This is a genomic window from Rhizobium sp. LjRoot30, from assembly GCF_964253915.1.
GTDB lineage: Bacteria > Pseudomonadota > Alphaproteobacteria > Rhizobiales > Rhizobiaceae > Metarhizobium.
Genome location: NZ_CAXUSG020000014.1, coordinates 20,445 through 34,155, shown reverse-complemented (window position 1 = coordinate 34,155; position 13,711 = coordinate 20,445). Strand labels below are relative to the sequence as shown.

General features: G+C 58.0%; 16 protein-coding genes. 12 read left to right on the top strand and 4 right to left on the bottom strand.

Annotation, left to right across the window (positions count from 1 at the left end; genetic code table 11):
• Position 1: 1 nt before the first annotated feature.
• From ACSQ3I_RS22825 to trbI, 8 genes are read left to right on the top strand one after another with little or no spacing between them, the layout of a single operon-like run.
• Positions 2-2,437 (top strand): conjugal transfer protein TrbE, encoded by a 2,436-nt coding sequence (locus ACSQ3I_RS22825; RefSeq protein ID WP_436002835.1) that lies wholly within the window; start codon positions 2-4, stop codon positions 2,435-2,437.
• Positions 2,430-3,233 (top strand): P-type conjugative transfer protein TrbJ, encoded by an 804-nt coding sequence (trbJ, locus tag ACSQ3I_RS22820; protein ID WP_436002753.1) that lies wholly within the window; start codon positions 2,430-2,432, stop codon positions 3,231-3,233. The genes ACSQ3I_RS22825 and trbJ overlap by 8 nt, the downstream gene beginning before the upstream one ends.
• Positions 3,230-3,412: an entry exclusion protein TrbK gene (trbK, locus tag ACSQ3I_RS22815; RefSeq protein ID WP_436002751.1), complete on the top strand. Its 183-nt coding sequence runs from the start codon at positions 3,230-3,232 to the stop codon at positions 3,410-3,412. The genes trbJ and trbK overlap by 4 nt, the downstream gene beginning before the upstream one ends.
• Positions 3,406-4,587 carry a P-type conjugative transfer protein TrbL gene (gene trbL, locus ACSQ3I_RS22810; protein ID WP_436002749.1) on the top strand — a complete coding sequence of 394 codons (1,182 nt, stop codon included), beginning with the start codon at positions 3,406-3,408 and terminating at the stop codon, positions 4,585-4,587. The genes trbK and trbL overlap by 7 nt, the downstream gene beginning before the upstream one ends.
• Before the next feature lie 21 nt (positions 4,588-4,608).
• Complete coding sequence (locus ACSQ3I_RS22805) at positions 4,609-5,271, top strand: conjugal transfer protein TrbF (RefSeq protein WP_035227080.1); 663 nt, start codon at positions 4,609-4,611, stop codon at positions 5,269-5,271.
• A 15-nt stretch (positions 5,272-5,286) separates the two neighbouring features.
• On the top strand, positions 5,287-6,117 hold the full coding sequence (trbG, locus tag ACSQ3I_RS22800) for a P-type conjugative transfer protein TrbG (RefSeq protein ID WP_436002747.1): 831 nt from the start codon (positions 5,287-5,289) through the stop codon (positions 6,115-6,117).
• Positions 6,118-6,120: 3 nt separating this feature from the next.
• Positions 6,121-6,564, top strand: a complete 444-nt coding sequence (gene trbH / locus ACSQ3I_RS22795) for a conjugal transfer protein TrbH (RefSeq protein ID WP_436002745.1) — start codon at positions 6,121-6,123, stop codon at positions 6,562-6,564.
• A 12-nt stretch (positions 6,565-6,576) separates the two neighbouring features.
• Positions 6,577-7,872, top strand: coding sequence for an IncP-type conjugal transfer protein TrbI (gene trbI, locus ACSQ3I_RS22790; protein ID WP_436002743.1), 1,296 nt, complete (start codon positions 6,577-6,579; stop codon positions 7,870-7,872).
• Between the two features lie 40 nt (positions 7,873-7,912).
• Here trbI and ACSQ3I_RS22785 read toward each other — a convergent pair whose 3' ends face one another.
• Both ACSQ3I_RS22785 and ACSQ3I_RS22780 read right to left on the bottom strand, forming a co-directional pair.
• Positions 7,913-8,575, bottom strand: a complete 663-nt coding sequence (locus tag ACSQ3I_RS22785; protein ID WP_436002741.1) for an acyl-homoserine-lactone synthase — start codon at positions 8,573-8,575, stop codon at positions 7,913-7,915.
• Between the two features lie 118 nt (positions 8,576-8,693).
• Complete coding sequence (locus ACSQ3I_RS22780; protein WP_436002739.1) at positions 8,694-9,413, bottom strand: helix-turn-helix transcriptional regulator; 720 nt, start codon at positions 9,411-9,413, stop codon at positions 8,694-8,696.
• A 555-nt stretch (positions 9,414-9,968) separates the two neighbouring features.
• Here ACSQ3I_RS22780 and ACSQ3I_RS22775 point away from each other — a divergent pair.
• Entirely contained in the window at positions 9,969-10,268 is a 300-nt protein-coding gene (locus ACSQ3I_RS22775; RefSeq protein ID WP_133036883.1) for a transcriptional repressor TraM, read from the top strand.
• A 14-nt stretch (positions 10,269-10,282) separates the two neighbouring features.
• Here ACSQ3I_RS22775 and traR read toward each other — a convergent pair whose 3' ends face one another.
• Positions 10,283-10,987 carry an autoinducer-binding transcriptional regulator TraR gene (traR, locus tag ACSQ3I_RS22770; RefSeq protein WP_436002736.1) on the bottom strand — a complete coding sequence of 235 codons (705 nt, stop codon included), beginning with the start codon at positions 10,985-10,987 and terminating at the stop codon, positions 10,283-10,285.
• A gap of 306 nt (positions 10,988-11,293) precedes the next feature.
• Here traR and ACSQ3I_RS22765 point away from each other — a divergent pair, with 306 nt between their 5' ends.
• From ACSQ3I_RS22765 to ACSQ3I_RS22755, 3 genes are all read left to right on the top strand, one after another.
• Positions 11,294-11,545 carry a type II toxin-antitoxin system VapB family antitoxin gene (locus ACSQ3I_RS22765; protein ID WP_436002734.1) on the top strand — a complete coding sequence of 84 codons (252 nt, stop codon included), beginning with the start codon at positions 11,294-11,296 and terminating at the stop codon, positions 11,543-11,545.
• A 137-nt stretch (positions 11,546-11,682) separates the two neighbouring features.
• Positions 11,683-12,438 (top strand): XRE family transcriptional regulator, encoded by a 756-nt coding sequence (locus tag ACSQ3I_RS22760; protein WP_436002732.1) that lies wholly within the window; start codon positions 11,683-11,685, stop codon positions 12,436-12,438.
• The gene (locus tag ACSQ3I_RS22755; protein WP_436002730.1) at positions 12,439-13,059 is read left to right on the top strand and encodes an RES family NAD+ phosphorylase; all 621 of its coding nucleotides are present in this window, start codon (positions 12,439-12,441) and stop codon (positions 13,057-13,059) included.
• A gap of 32 nt (positions 13,060-13,091) precedes the next feature.
• Here the strand turns inward: ACSQ3I_RS22755 and ACSQ3I_RS22750 are convergent, their stop codons facing one another.
• On the bottom strand, positions 13,092-13,703 hold the full coding sequence (locus ACSQ3I_RS22750; RefSeq protein ID WP_436002728.1) for a TraH family protein: 612 nt from the start codon (positions 13,701-13,703) through the stop codon (positions 13,092-13,094).
• Positions 13,704-13,711 lie beyond the last annotated feature (8 nt).

Below are 13,711 nucleotides of genomic sequence, written 5' to 3'. Positions count from 1 at the left end.
GATGGTCGCTTTGCGTTCCCTTCGCCCGTCTGCACCGTCGTTCGCCGATCTCGTGCCCTATGCCGGACTGGTCGACAATGGGATCATTCTTCTCAAGGACGGAAGTCTCATGGCGGGGTGGTATTTTGCCGGCCCTGACTCCGAGAGCGCCACGGATTTCGAGCGCAACGAGCTGTCCCGTCAGATCAATACGATCCTTTCAAGGCTGGGTTCCGGCTGGATGATCCAGGTCGAGGCCGTGCGCATCCCAACGACTGACTATCCTTCTGCGGAACGCAGTCATTTCCCCGATGCTGTCACTCGCATGATCGATGATGAGCGACGCAAGCACTTCGAACAGGAGCGCGGGCATTTCGAGAGCCGGCATGCGCTCGTCCTGACATATCGCCCTCCCGAGCGCCGACGATCTGGCGTCACGCGTTATATCTACTCGGACACTGAGAGCCGGACGGCGACATATGCCGACACGGTGCTCGACAGTTTCAGGCGCTCCACCCGAGAGATTGAGCAGTACCTCGGCAACGTCATCTCCATTGAGCGTATGCGGACGCGTGAGGTGCCGGAACGCGGTGGCACCCGCATTGCCCGCTACGATGAGCTTTTCCAGTTCATCCGGTTCTGCATCACCGGTGAAAACCACCCAGTCCGTCTACCTGAAATTCCCATGTATTTGGATTGGCTAGCGACCGCGGAGCTGGAGCACGGCCTTACCCCGAAGGTCGAAAACCGGTTCCTCAGCGTGATTGCGATCGACGGTTTGCCGGCCGAGAGCTGGCCAGGCATCTTGAATAGCCTCGATCTCTTGCCGCTCACCTACCGCTGGTCGTCGCGCTTTATCTTTCTGGATGCTGAGGAAGCCAAACAGCGGTTGGAGCGCACGCGCAAGAAATGGCAGCAAAAGGTACGGCCTTTCTTCGACCAACTCTTCCAGACACAGAGCCGATCGGTTGACCAAGACGCAATGGCGATGGTCGCGGAGACTGAAGACGCTATCGCCGAGGCTTCTTCGCAGCTGGTCGCTTATGGCTATTACACGCCGGTGATCATCCTGTTCGACGAGAGCAGAGAAAATCTTGCCGATAAAGCCGAGTCCGTTCGAAGGTTGATCCAGGCTGAAGGATTTGGCGCGCGGATCGAGACGTTGAATGCGACAGACGCGTTCCTCGGGAGCCTGCCAGGCAACTGGTACTGCAACATCCGGGAACCGCTGATAAACACCCGCAACCTCTCTGACCTGATCCCCCTCAATTCCGTCTGGTCGGGCAGTCCGCTTGCGCCCTGCCCGTTCTATCCATCCGACGCGCCGCCACTGACACAGGTGGCTTCCGGATCGTCACCCTTCCGGCTGAACCTTCACGTGGATGATGTCGGGCATACGCTTATTTTCGGACCAACCGGTTCCGGCAAGTCAACGCTTCTCGCGCTCATCGCAGCGCAATTTCGCCGGTATCGGGGTGCGCAGGTTTTCGCCTTCGACAAAGGCAACTCTATTCTGCCGCTGACGCTGGCCGTGGATGGCAATCATTACGAAATCGGCGGCGAGGCAGGGGAGGGGGCTAGGCTTGCCTTTTGCCCTCTCTCCGACCTCTCGACCGATACCGACCGCGCCTGGGCTTCCGAATGGATCGAAACACTCGTCTCCCTGCAGGGTGTCACGGTCACCCCGGACTACCGAAACGCCATATCTCGGCAGATCGGTTTGATGGCGGGGGCTCCAGGCCGGTCGCTGTCGGATTTTGTGAGCGGCGTGCAGATGCGGGAGATCAAGGACGCGTTGCACCACTACACTGTTGACGGCCCCATGGGCCAACTTCTCGACGCTGAACGGGATTCGCTAACCCTCGGTCTGTTCCAGTGCTTCGAGATCGAGCAACTGATGAATATGGGCGAGCGAAATCTCGTCCCCGTGCTGACCTATCTGTTTCGCCGGATCGAAAAACGGCTCACGGGGGCACCAAGCCTCATCATTCTCGATGAGGCTTGGCTGATGCTCGGCCACCCGGTGTTCCGCGACAAGATCCGCGAGTGGCTGAAGGTGCTGCGAAAGGCAAACTGCGCTGTCGTTCTCGCCACACAGTCAATTTCGGACGCAGAGCGCTCGGGCATCACCGATGTCCTGAAGGAATCCTGCCCAACCAAGATCTGCCTCCCGAATGGGGCTGCCCGCGAGTCCGGGACACGAGAATTCTATGAGCGCATCGGCTTTAATCCTCGCCAAATCGAAATCGTCGCAGCCGCTATTCCAAAGCGGGAGTATTACGTGACGTCGCCGGACGGACGCCGCCTTTTCGATATGGCGCTGGGGCCGCTCACCCTCTCCTTCGTCGGTGCTTCCGGCAAAGCCGACCTCGCTCGGATCCGGGAACTTCTCTCAACCTACGGCAAAGACTGGCCGACCCAATGGCTCAATGAAAGAGGGATCAATCGCTATGCTTGACCATATCCTATCGCTCAGAAGCAAATCCGCGACCGCTGTCGTGGCAGCTTTTACAGTCTGCGCTTCGGCACCAGCATTTGCCGGCTCAGCGACGGGCGCTGCGACCGAGTGGACACAGCTTGCCAACAATGCACAGCTCGTCGACCTCCTTAAAAGCTCCGGCCTGCAAGTCGACAATCAGCTGACACAGATCAGTCAGTTGGCCGAGCAGATCCAAAACCAGCTGAACATCTACGAAAACATGCTGCAAAACACGGCGCAGCTGCCCGATCACATCTGGGGCCAAGTCGAAAACGACCTGAACCGGCTGCGGGATATCGTCGATCAGGGACAGAGCATCTCCTTCTCGATGGGGAGCGCAGATGATGTGCTGAAGCAGCGCTTTCAATCCTATGCTGAGCTACAGACTGCCGCCGCCAACGGGACAGACCTGTCCTCGAGCTATGCCAGTTGGTCAGATACCAACCGCGACACCATCGCCAGCGCGCTCAAGGCTGCAAGCCTGACGGCTGACCAGTTCGACAGCGAGGAGGATACGATGGACTCCCTCCGAAACATGTCGGAATCTGCCGATGGCCAAATGAAAGCTCTCCAGGTCGGCCACGAGATTGCAGCGCAGCAGGTTGCGCAAACACAAAAGCTGCGTGGTCTCGTATCCCAGCAGATGACGATGATGGGGACGTGGCTGCAAAGCGAGCAGACCGACAAGGATCTGGCACAGGCTCGGCGGGAAAAGTTCTTCAACGCCGACACCAGTGGCGTCCCAGAAGGTCAGAAGATGGAGCCCCGCTGGTGAGCCGCGCGGTTGTCATCGCTATCGCGCTTTTGGTCGCGGCGGCTTCAGTGTCCGCAGCAACGGTGTTCATCATGAAGTCCGACGAGAGATCCGCATCCAAAAAGAGCGAGAAATTTTTCGGTGTGAAAAAGGACCTGCCCCCAATCGAAAAGGGCCAGGAAATGCGTCCGAGATGGTGAGGGCACGGATCGAGTTGATCTTTTTCGCAACCGGACTTGCCTGCCTTATGCTGGCCGGCCCTGCGTTTGCACAGCAGGGCCAAGTCCTCACAGAGCTTGAAAATCAGGTTTCTTCCGCTGCCAAGGGTTGGGAAACAACCATCATGGATGCGGCAAGGTCTCTGTTCTGGATCCTCGCCGGAATAGAGGTGGGGATTGCCGCGGTGTGGCTCGCCATTCAGTCGGCATCCCTCGACAGCTGGTTCGCTGAGCTTGTGCGGAGGATCATGTTCATCGGCTTTTTTGCCTTTGTTTTGACCCAGGGACCGACGTTTGCCAAAGCTGTTGTCGATAGTCTCTATCAGATCGGGGCCGGCAGCGGGTCAGCTTCGCCTGCGGAGGTGTTCGATGCGGGTATCCGTGTCGCTTCGCAGATGTCGGAACAGGCCAAGTTCGGTGTCTTCGAGGATAATGCCCTTGCGATCGCAGCCGTTCTCGCCATGGGTATTGTTGTCATCTGCTTCTCGCTGGTGGCAGCGATTTTCGTGGCTGTGATGGTCGAGATGTATGTCGGCCTACTCGCGGGAATGATCATGCTCGGCCTTGGTGGATCCTCGTTCACCAAGGACTTTGCTGTCCGATATCTCGTTTATGCTTTCGGCGTTGGCATGAAGCTCATGGCGTTGGTCATGATCGCTAAGATCGGCTCCGGTGTCCTCTTAGGGCTGGCTCAGGCCCCTACCGCCGAGACCGACCAGTTCATCACGACACTTGCGATCGCCGGCATCTCGGTCGTTGTGTTTATCATCGCGATGTATGTTCCAAACATCATGCAGGGCGTCGTTCAGGGGGCGTCTGTTTCCGGCGGGATGGAAGCCATTCAGCACGGTGGGCAGGCGGCGTCTTTTGCAACCGGCGGAGCCTTCCTGGCCGCAGGTGCGGCCGGAGCAGGATTTGCAGCAGGGCAAGCGGCGCGGGCCGCCGGATCATCCTTTGGAGGAGCGGCTATTCGCGGAGTGGGTGCAGGCCTTGGCTCGGCCGGGCAAGCAGCAGGATCCGCAGCCAAGGAGAAGGCGATCGGGTCGCCCGGCGCTTATGCCGGCTCCATCCTTGGCCTAGCGAACGCGAAGCTCGACCAGGCTCGTGGCAAAGGAGCCTCGCCCGGTCAGCCGCCGGAACGACACGACAAATCGTAAATTTAAGACAGGGAAAACAATATGGCAGCGCAACGCGCCCCCGAGAACCCGTACCTTGCCGCAAGGCAGGAATGGTCGGAACGATACGGCTCTTACGTGAGGGCGGCCTCGGCATGGCGAATGGTCGGAATCTTGAGCCTCGGCATGGCGGTGATCGGTTTCGGTTATTCGTTGTATCTGAGCACGCAAGTGAAGCTTGTTCCGTACATCGTCGAGGTCGACAAGCTCGGAAACACCATCTCTGCAGGATTTCCGCAGCAGATCGAATATGCCGACGCCCGGGTCATCCGGGCAACGCTCGGCGGCTTTATAACCAGTTTCCGCTCGATCACGCCGGATGCCGTCGTTCAGAAACAATACATCGACAGGACCTATGCGCTTCTCAGGACGAGCGATCCATCGACCCAGAAGATTAATGCCTGGTTCCGTGGCAACTCGCCATTCGAGAAGGCCGTGAATGCGACCGTCGCCATCGAGGTGAACAACATCGTCGCGCTGTCGAACCAGACCTATCAGATCGACTGGACTGAGTACGAACGGGACCGCAAAGGCAAGGAAATCGCGACACGCCGATTTCGCGGCATAGCCACGGTGGCGATCACCCCACCCCAGGACGAGGCGACCATCCGGCTCAATCCCATCGGCCTCTACGTCAAGGACTTCGACTGGACCGCGCAACTGTAAGGGCAGGGGACTTCAATGAATACAAGGTTAAATCGGGCAGCGCTTTGCTGCATGACTGCACTTGCGCTTTTGATCACGGCGACGACATCGGGCTTTGCCCAGAGCCTGACGACGAATGAGGCGAAAGGAACCACCCTCTCCAACAAATGGCGTGGGCAGCGGGGACTGGTGACAACTGGGGCCGACGGAAAAGTCATCTTCCTGTTCGGTGAGACGCAGCCTTCTGTCGTCTGCTCACCTTTACAGGTCTGCGACATCGAGCTTCAGGGTGGGGAGATTGTCCGCGACGTTCTTGTCGGCGACACGGTACGCTGGAAGGTCGAGCCGGCCACATCCGGTGCTGCGGGCGGACAGGCAACTCACCTGATCGTCAAACCGTCTGAGGCCGGGCTGGTCACATCGATGGTCGTGACGACGTCGAGGCGCACGTATCACATTCAGCTCAAATCGCATCCAAGCCAGTACATGGCTCGCGTTGGTTTCGAGTATCCGGAGGAGGCCGCGACGAGATTGTCCGACATCAACGCTCGCATTCAGACGATGACCAATGCCGACGGCGGCGTGCCGCCAGAGCAACTTGCCTTCGCCTATTCACTGAGCGGCAGCGCGCCCTGGAAGCCGAAGCGCGTCTATTCGGATGGGCAGAAGACCTACATACAGTTTCCGCGAACACTCTCCGGTCAAGATGCGCCGGTCCTCTTCGTGGTCTCTGGCGGGCAAAACCGGATCGTAAACTACCGGATGAAGAACGACATGATGATTGTCGATTACAACATCGACAAGGCTGTCCTTGTTTCGGGCGTCGGCTGGCGCCAGCAGAAAATTACCATTAGGAAAGGAGGCTGACCGATGCGCTTATGCATTCTTCCTTTCGTCTCCGCCGTTCTTCTCTCTGGTTGCCAGACCGGAACAGACGCGCTCACGACGAGCGCCGCGCCTTCGACTGTAACGGGCCCCGCCGCAAGCGCGATCGCTGGTGACATAGCTGGACGTTATGCGGAGCAGGCAGGGACAACCGCCACGCCGATCAGGCTTCACAACGACACATCGGATTTCGCGGCCGCGCTCGAGGCCGCGTTAAAAGGGTGGGGTTTCACTGTCGTGACAGATGACAAGGCACGCTCGGGGAAAGACACCGCCAAACCGATCGAACTGGCATATTCGTTGATCGACATCGACGGACAGGTACTAGTGAGGCTTTCCAGCGAGACGCTAGAGCTTGGGCGGGCCTATTCGGTGTCATCAGGTGGCGCTACGCCGACGAGCCCGCTTTCATTAATGAAGCGAAACTGAGGAGAGACAAATATGGTCCAGTCGCTCCAGCTCGGCAATCCGAGCAGCGCCGCGCAGGAAAAGGGCATGAAACGGCTCAATCGCCTGCCGGTGTTCTTTGGAATCGGTATCGCAGTCGTCGTCGCCGGTGTCCTTGTTTACGGCATCTCATCCCGGGGACTGCGGTTCGGCGACAGAATTCCGGATGACGCAGGCTCGAACGTCCCGGCCTCGACCTTCGCTGATCAGATGAAGCGCGGGGTGAAAGACGGCATCATCGGGGATCGCGAAGAGCAGCCCGTATTCCAGCCCACGCCCACAACCCAGACAAATGTCGAGGCCAAGCCGATTGAAGAAGAGCAGATAAGGCAGCAGGCACGGGAAGAGCGCCGACCGCAGATGGAGTCGGAAGAAGACTGGTTGGCCCGACTTCGCCGCGAGCAGCGCGAACAAGTCCTGCGTGAACAGCAGCGACAGCGCATGGCCAGCCTTCAGGCCCGTGCGACTGCGTTTGATTCGCCGCTGAAGGTCAAAATCTCGGAGCTGGGAAATATCTCCAACGACACCAGGACAACGGAGCGGCAGCCGGCCACCAATAACGGTGCCTCCGATCTCTATGCGGCAGCCATGAAATCGGGTTTGATGGGCCAGAATGCCGATCCAAACGGGCAGACTTCGAAGGAAGATTTCTTCAACGCCGACATCAAGGATCTCGGCTACCTGCCGAACCAGGTTGTACCCCTGCAGTCACGCTATGAACTGAAGCGCGGCTCGGTCATCCCTGCGACCATGATTACCGGTATCATTTCCGATTTGCCGGGCCGGATCACAGCGCAGGTGAGCCAGCACATCTACGACAGTGCCACCGGGCATTTTCTTCTCATTCCGCAAGGTACCAAATTACTCGGACGCTATGACAGCAAGGTCTCGTTTGGCCAAAGCCGCGTTCTGGTCGTCTGGACGGATGTCATCTTCCCGAATGGCTCGACACTGCAGATCGGCGGCATGGCTGGAACGGACTCGCAGGGCTATGGGGGGTTCTCTGACAAGGTCAATAATCACTATTTCCGCACCTTCGGTTCGGCGGCGCTTGTTGCACTGATTGGTACTGGCATCGATATGGCAGTTCCGGAGAGTTCCACCCTCGCCACACAGGATACAGCCTCTGACGCGGCGCGCAGGAATTTTGCGGAGACCTTCGGCCGCGTCGCGGAGCAGACAATTTCCAAGAACCTGAACGTTCAGCCCACCATCCAGATCCGACCGGGCTACAAGTTCAACGTACTCGTCGACCAGGATATTGTCTTTCCCGGAAATTATGGCGGTTGAGGCACACGTTGTCGCAACCGCCCTTTGGACAACTCCTGGATCAGGCCGATATGCGCACGGGCTCGCTGGCTGCAATTTTGCGCGGGCGATATCCTGCATAGAGGGGAGCCGCGACACCGAGCGCCTGCTGCATGCGCGTGCGAACTTCCTCTGAAACTTCGAAGATACCGCAGCAAACCGGAGAGCGACCATAGCCGTCCGCACGGCCGACCTCTTCAACGGCGAGCCCCGCCCGACGATAGACCCGCGCCAGGTGCGGCTCGTAGTTCGAGACCAGCGTCTCGATACCGTGCGACAATCCGCATTCGCACAATGCCAGCAACAGCATGCCGAAAGCTTTCCCTATTTCCAGGCTCGGAAAATCCTCGGAGAGTGTTTCCTCATCGAGGCACATTCTCGTTCCTTCGTATATTCCGGGTGCGATCAGGCTGGCACCCGCAAACGTGTCGCGGAAGACGTCGTAGAGAAGCGTCGGGCCGGTGGTTGGCATCAGCCGCAGCGTTCCGTAAAGGCGATCCGCGCGATCATTGCACCACATCAGGTAAGCCGGCCGCAGAGCATCGTACTCGTCGCGCTCGCAATCACCGTCGATTGTCACGGCCCAACCGAGTTGATCGTGAAACACGCGTTTTCGCAGGCGAAATGCCTGATCCATGAGAGGTTTATAACGGGTGTACTGATGCGCCTGAACCAGAATGAACAAGGTTTATCTCCAGCTGTTGATACTTGCTGGAAGATGCCGCTTGGCGGAGGAGCCAGATATTCCCCCATATGGTCAAGCCCATATGCGGGTATTGCCCAGAGGTATCCGGGCGATCGGCTCATATCGCGATCACGCGTAGCTTAAGGGCAAGAGTGGCCGCCGCCGAGATCGTGGCGCAACCAAGTTTCGTCCTGGCCGACTTGATGTAGCTGCGGGTCGTGTGATGGGAAAGGCCGAGAATAAGCGCGATATCCTTGTAATCCTTGCCGAGCGCGCTCCAGTAGAGGCACTCACGTTCCCGCGGACTCAAGACCGGAATCGGATCGCTCGCTCCATGTAGCTCGAACACTGCCATCTGGTGGACGAGATACGCGAGATCGACCCACTCACTCCGATGAGCACCGACCATATCCTCCCAGTCTTCGGCGGACGCGTTCGAATTCAAAGAGAGGATGGCCCGTCGGCCTGCTTTATCCGATATCGGGATGGAAAAACCAAAGCGGCCGATCCCATGGCTTATTGCGTCTTCCAGAAACATCAGCATCTCGGGCGCGACTTCGAGCTCTCGCCAATCGAATGGCAGCTGGCGCAGAAAGCCCTCGCGCGCGACAGGATCGATGGTGACATAGCCCTTCAATAGATAGGTGGATACCCACGCATCCGGGTAGGTTGTCCGCACGAACGGCGCGTCAAAATCACCAACCACCGTCGAAGCAAGGTGGTAGGTTATGAAATCGACGCGATAGACCGACTGTATGAAATGGAGCGCTTCGGTCACCGAGCCCGTCTTTGCAAGGCGCTCCTTGAGGTCGGAAAAATCGGCGAGAGGTCCTGTCAATATATGCTTCCTAAGCACTGCGGCCTGACAATCGGCCTCAGAGATCGAATGATCAGCCAAAGGAGTTCGGCAGCGATGCAGAACTTCATGGGATTGTGCCGTAACCTGATTGCTTTCTCGGTTCAAACGCAACTTCCCGGCGAGGATAGGCATTGCTATGCGGAGGTTAATTTAGTTCGACGATTGGACGATCCTTCGTTTCAGTTTGGACACCAAAACGACAGCGACTCTAGGCTCCTTCTTCAATCGCTGGCCGCGAGCCGACCTCGGACGCCAACAAATCTGCGGTGGCGCGGATGAGGTTAGGTCGCTATAAGCGCTGGTGAGGCAGTACGCGCTGCCTCCGGGCTTAGTAACCCGACGCATGCCGGTTTGGCGTCCGCCGTTAGGGCGCCGAATTCCTCGACCTATGGTCGGGGAGCCATGGACGTATGTCCAGGTTCCTCGGAACTAAAGGTCTATGGGCCGGCGCATGCTCGGTTACTAACTCCCCGATCGCCAGGGGTCAGGAACTATGCGGGGGCGCACCGCGCATTCCTGTTTTGGGAGTTGAACATGGACGCCGACGACCGATTGAATGGCGAGGCAGTCGATCTGAAGCCGCTGATAGGGCTCTTGCATGGGCTTCCGTCACCGCTCGTTGAGCGTCTCACGATCGATGCAATCCGCGAACATCGGGATCTATTGGAGCGGGCAGAAAATCTGTTCAATGAACTGCCGGCTGACGTTAAAGCCGGCAAGGAGCTTGTTAGCGATACCCATATTGCCTATCTCGAAGCAACCATCAGGATGCACGCGCAAATGTCGGCGCTGACCACCCTCCTGCACATTCTGGGCTATACGCCCAAGGCCTGACCCGCCAGATCAGCCTAAATCAGGCCGCGTCGGATAGCCAAAGCCACCACCTGCGCATGATTGGCCAGATTGTAGCGCGTTCTGACATCGTCAACCGCAGAGCGGACGCCAGCATACTTTGCCTGCTCCAGTTCAGCGATCACCTCGACCGTTTTGCCAAGCGACAGCCAGCGAATGTAGTTCACCTGCTTCGGCGTCAGGACGATCTTTTCCTCGATGGAGGGCGTGACCCGCATGTGCTCAAGACGGGCATGAAGTTGAGCGACCGCTGATGCAGCCATAATGGCATCAATCTCCATATCACTGGCAAGAGAAGGCTTCGCCGATGCAAAGGTCAGCATGGACATCGCACCGTTGGCGGTGGCGACCGGGATGGAAACGCCCGAGCGAATGTTGAAATCAGCGGCTTTCGAAAAGAAGTTTTTCTGCTCTTTTGACAGCGAGCTCTTTTCGGCTTCGCCGGACCAGGCGAAAGCGCGCCTTATCAGTTGGGCCTGCCGCATGACCGGATCGATGAACCGGTAGTCCAGCGTATCATAGATTTTCTGCCAGTCGATATCGTAGTTGGAGACCGCATAGGTCTGCCCCGGACGAATGTTGACGAAGGCATAGCCCACAAAATCGAACCGATCAGCAAGATTGGCCAGTGCGCCCTTCACCATGGACTGATCGTTTCCGATCACAGTGATATCCAGCAGCTTCTCGACCCAGTTTGACATCCATACTCTCCCTGTAAATCGCACCCGTTCCGCGGTGGCGAAATGCGTCGGCAGTCAGAAGGACCGCGACGCGCGCGAACAGTGACCTGGTAAAGAATGAAGCATATTCAATCGCGTAAGTTGACCATCAAGGAATGGTTTTCTAAATGGTTTCCGCGAGATTGAAAACCTCGGAAATTGCTTATTCGCGGAAAACGTGTCAGCTCACAAGCAGGCGGAGCGATCTAAGCTTCATGGCCTCTGAGCAGAAATCTGTCATTGTTTCGCGAAATGCTCTACATGGAAGGGGTCATTTAGAGCGATCCCATGTTGCAGCTTACCCACGACACAGAACAGCTTGCCCGAAAAATTGCGGCCCGTGTCGGTCGCAGACCGGACGATATCATACGCGCTGCGCTCGAACGCGAAGCTCAGGCCCTCGGGGTTTTCGGCAATCTGCCTGTCAGGCATCGCATGACCGTCGAACAGATGACAGCGATCGGGGAAAAGGTTTCTGCCCTGCCGCTGCTTGATACATCATCCCCGAAAGAAATCCTCGACGACCTGCATGAACCATGATTTTCGTCGATCACTTCGCAGTCATCGTCCGCGTAGCCGCAATCAGGACGCAGGAGATCAGGAGCACCATGTGCTTTACCAACTTGACGAACTTAACCAATCTTGCCATATATAGTTCACCGAACGGAGGGTGAGACATGGCATCTCTGAAGTCGAAAACCAGCATACGCGACGGCGCGAGCGGGCGCGACAAACCGGGCGCTGAATCCATGGCTTTTTTCCTGACCACAGGCGCCGCCCCGCTGGCGAAGGGGAGAGCCGCCTTCAAGATCAAGATCCCGGACAATGCATCAAAAGCGCTGACCGGCAATCCCAATCGCGTCAAGGCGCTCCTCCAGGAATACGGTCAGGCGATCGCAAAAAGCCGTTCTGCTGGCCACCCGGTCAGCTTCCGTGTCGATGTCGATTCCGAAGGTGAGATGGTTGTCACTCCCGTTGAGGCGGTGGAAATGACAACGGTGCCTGTCGTAGAGGAAAACGATGCACTGGATCCGGAGTTGGAGCAGGCGTTGGTGGCCGCACGGGCGCGGGGACGCATAAAGGCTGCTGAGGTCCTCAGCGGCACTGACATGCTGAATGCCGACGAATTCGCCAAGTTGCTTGGCACGACAAGGGTAACGGTGAATTCAAAGCGCCAGACCGGACTGGTATTGGGGCTGGATGGCGCGAAACGCGGCTTTCGCTTCCCGGATTGGCAGATCGATGCCGATGGCAAGCCGTTTGCAGCGCTTGCAACGCTCCACGAGCGACTGGGCGGAGCCTGGGCGGTTTACCGGTTCCTGGTCCAGCCCCACGGAGAGCTGGACGGACTGACAGGTCGCGAGGCATTGGAGCGGGGACGCACCGAGCAAGCGCTCGAGGTTGTCGAGAGCATTGGTCGAGATTTCCGCTGAATGGCACGTACTCTGCCGCCTCCCGGCTTTGCAAATGCAAGCCTTCACCTGCATACGGTCGCAGCCGGACTTCGGTTCGGTCGCATCTATCTGGGCACCTACCCTGATCCACTGGGCTTCGGTAAAACGCCGAGCCGTTTCAGCGATCCACGCCGGCGCAAATTCGCTAACCGGTTCGGGGTGCTCTATTTGGGCGATACGGTGAAGGTGTGCTTTCTCGAAGCCGTCTTGCGCGATCAACGCGATGGGGTCCTCGGCGACCTGCCGATAGCTGAATCCGAATTGTACGACCGCAATTTCGCAGAGATCGAGGTCATCAATCCGCTGATGATGGCCGATCTTCGAGACGACGGGCCGATCAAGATGGGTGTGCCGACGGATGTCGCGAAGGGCTCAAAGCAATCCCTCGCACGGAAGTGGGCGGTCGCCTTCAATGAACACGACAGCCAGGTGGACGGCATCATCTACCCGTCTCGGCTCAACGGCCACACCAACCTTGCAGTGTTCGATCGAGCTATTGGAAAACTGAAGGCGGTCCGCACGACGAAGCTGATCCGCGCGCCGGGTCTGGCTGATGTACTCAACGACCTCAATGTCGCAATTGTCGAACCTGATCCCTGATATTTTACCTGTCGTCGAAATCGAACCCAGCGCTATTTCTGCCCACCAATCCGGGACAAATCGACCCGAATTCCCGCAGTCCCAACCTCTTTTTCGTCTGAGGGATCCGCTTCGATCTGGGAGGGCGTGGCGTCCGCCGGTTCGTCCGTGGCATCCGGAGCAATTTCCTTTCGATCGACGATCGTTCCACCAGGATCCTCCGCCTGAAACACGCTTTGCCCCTCGAACTGGCCGGAGTTCCAGGCGTAGACGGCATCTTCGAAGATCTGTGGAAGCACCTCTTCGCTCGTTGGGTTGCCATACCACTTTGAAACGATGCGCATGATCTTGGAAAACATCTTCGTCCCCATGCGAAGGTTTTCGCAAGGCTCCATCAGATCTGATTTCAGCTCGGATGCGTCCTTCACGCCGACACCCGCCGGGAACTGTGTAAGGCCCACACGCACGACGGCTTGCCCGACATACTGGCGTATGATCTCCATAGCCTCGTCGGGCGTCTTCGGTTTTGGTACGAGGATGAGCCGTCCTCCGGCTTTCACCGTGACGGCCAGCGGATCGCCAGGACCGACAGCGGCTACGAACTGCTCGACGATGGCGGGTTTCAGGGAGGGATCGGCGCATTCCGCGATAAAGGCAGCATCCATGACGAAGG

What these genes read in the sequence shown, in the direction of transcription:
- ACSQ3I_RS22825 (WP_436002835.1), top strand. Translation starts at nt 2, where the DNA reads ATGGTCGCTTTGCGTTCCCTTCGCCCGTCTGCACCGTCGTTCGCCGAT.
- trbJ (WP_436002753.1), top strand. Translation starts at nt 2,430, where the DNA reads ATGCTTGACCATATCCTATCGCTCAGAAGCAAATCCGCGACCGCTGTC.
- trbL (WP_436002749.1), top strand. Translation starts at nt 3,406, where the DNA reads ATGGTGAGGGCACGGATCGAGTTGATCTTTTTCGCAACCGGACTTGCC.
- ACSQ3I_RS22805 (WP_035227080.1), top strand. Translation starts at nt 4,609, where the DNA reads ATGGCAGCGCAACGCGCCCCCGAGAACCCGTACCTTGCCGCAAGGCAG.
- trbG (WP_436002747.1), top strand. Translation starts at nt 5,287, where the DNA reads ATGAATACAAGGTTAAATCGGGCAGCGCTTTGCTGCATGACTGCACTT.
- trbH (WP_436002745.1), top strand. Translation starts at nt 6,121, where the DNA reads ATGCGCTTATGCATTCTTCCTTTCGTCTCCGCCGTTCTTCTCTCTGGT.
- trbI (WP_436002743.1), top strand. Translation starts at nt 6,577, where the DNA reads ATGGTCCAGTCGCTCCAGCTCGGCAATCCGAGCAGCGCCGCGCAGGAA.
- ACSQ3I_RS22775 (WP_133036883.1), top strand. Translation starts at nt 9,969, where the DNA reads ATGGACGCCGACGACCGATTGAATGGCGAGGCAGTCGATCTGAAGCCG.
- traR (WP_436002736.1), bottom strand. Translation starts at nt 10,987, where the DNA reads ATGTCAAACTGGGTCGAGAAGCTGCTGGATATCACTGTGATCGGAAAC.
- ACSQ3I_RS22765 (WP_436002734.1), top strand. Translation starts at nt 11,294, where the DNA reads ATGTTGCAGCTTACCCACGACACAGAACAGCTTGCCCGAAAAATTGCG.
- ACSQ3I_RS22760 (WP_436002732.1), top strand. Translation starts at nt 11,683, where the DNA reads ATGGCATCTCTGAAGTCGAAAACCAGCATACGCGACGGCGCGAGCGGG.
- ACSQ3I_RS22755 (WP_436002730.1), top strand. Translation starts at nt 12,439, where the DNA reads ATGGCACGTACTCTGCCGCCTCCCGGCTTTGCAAATGCAAGCCTTCAC.
- ACSQ3I_RS22750 (WP_436002728.1), bottom strand. Translation starts at nt 13,703, where the DNA reads ATGGATGCTGCCTTTATCGCGGAATGCGCCGATCCCTCCCTGAAACCC.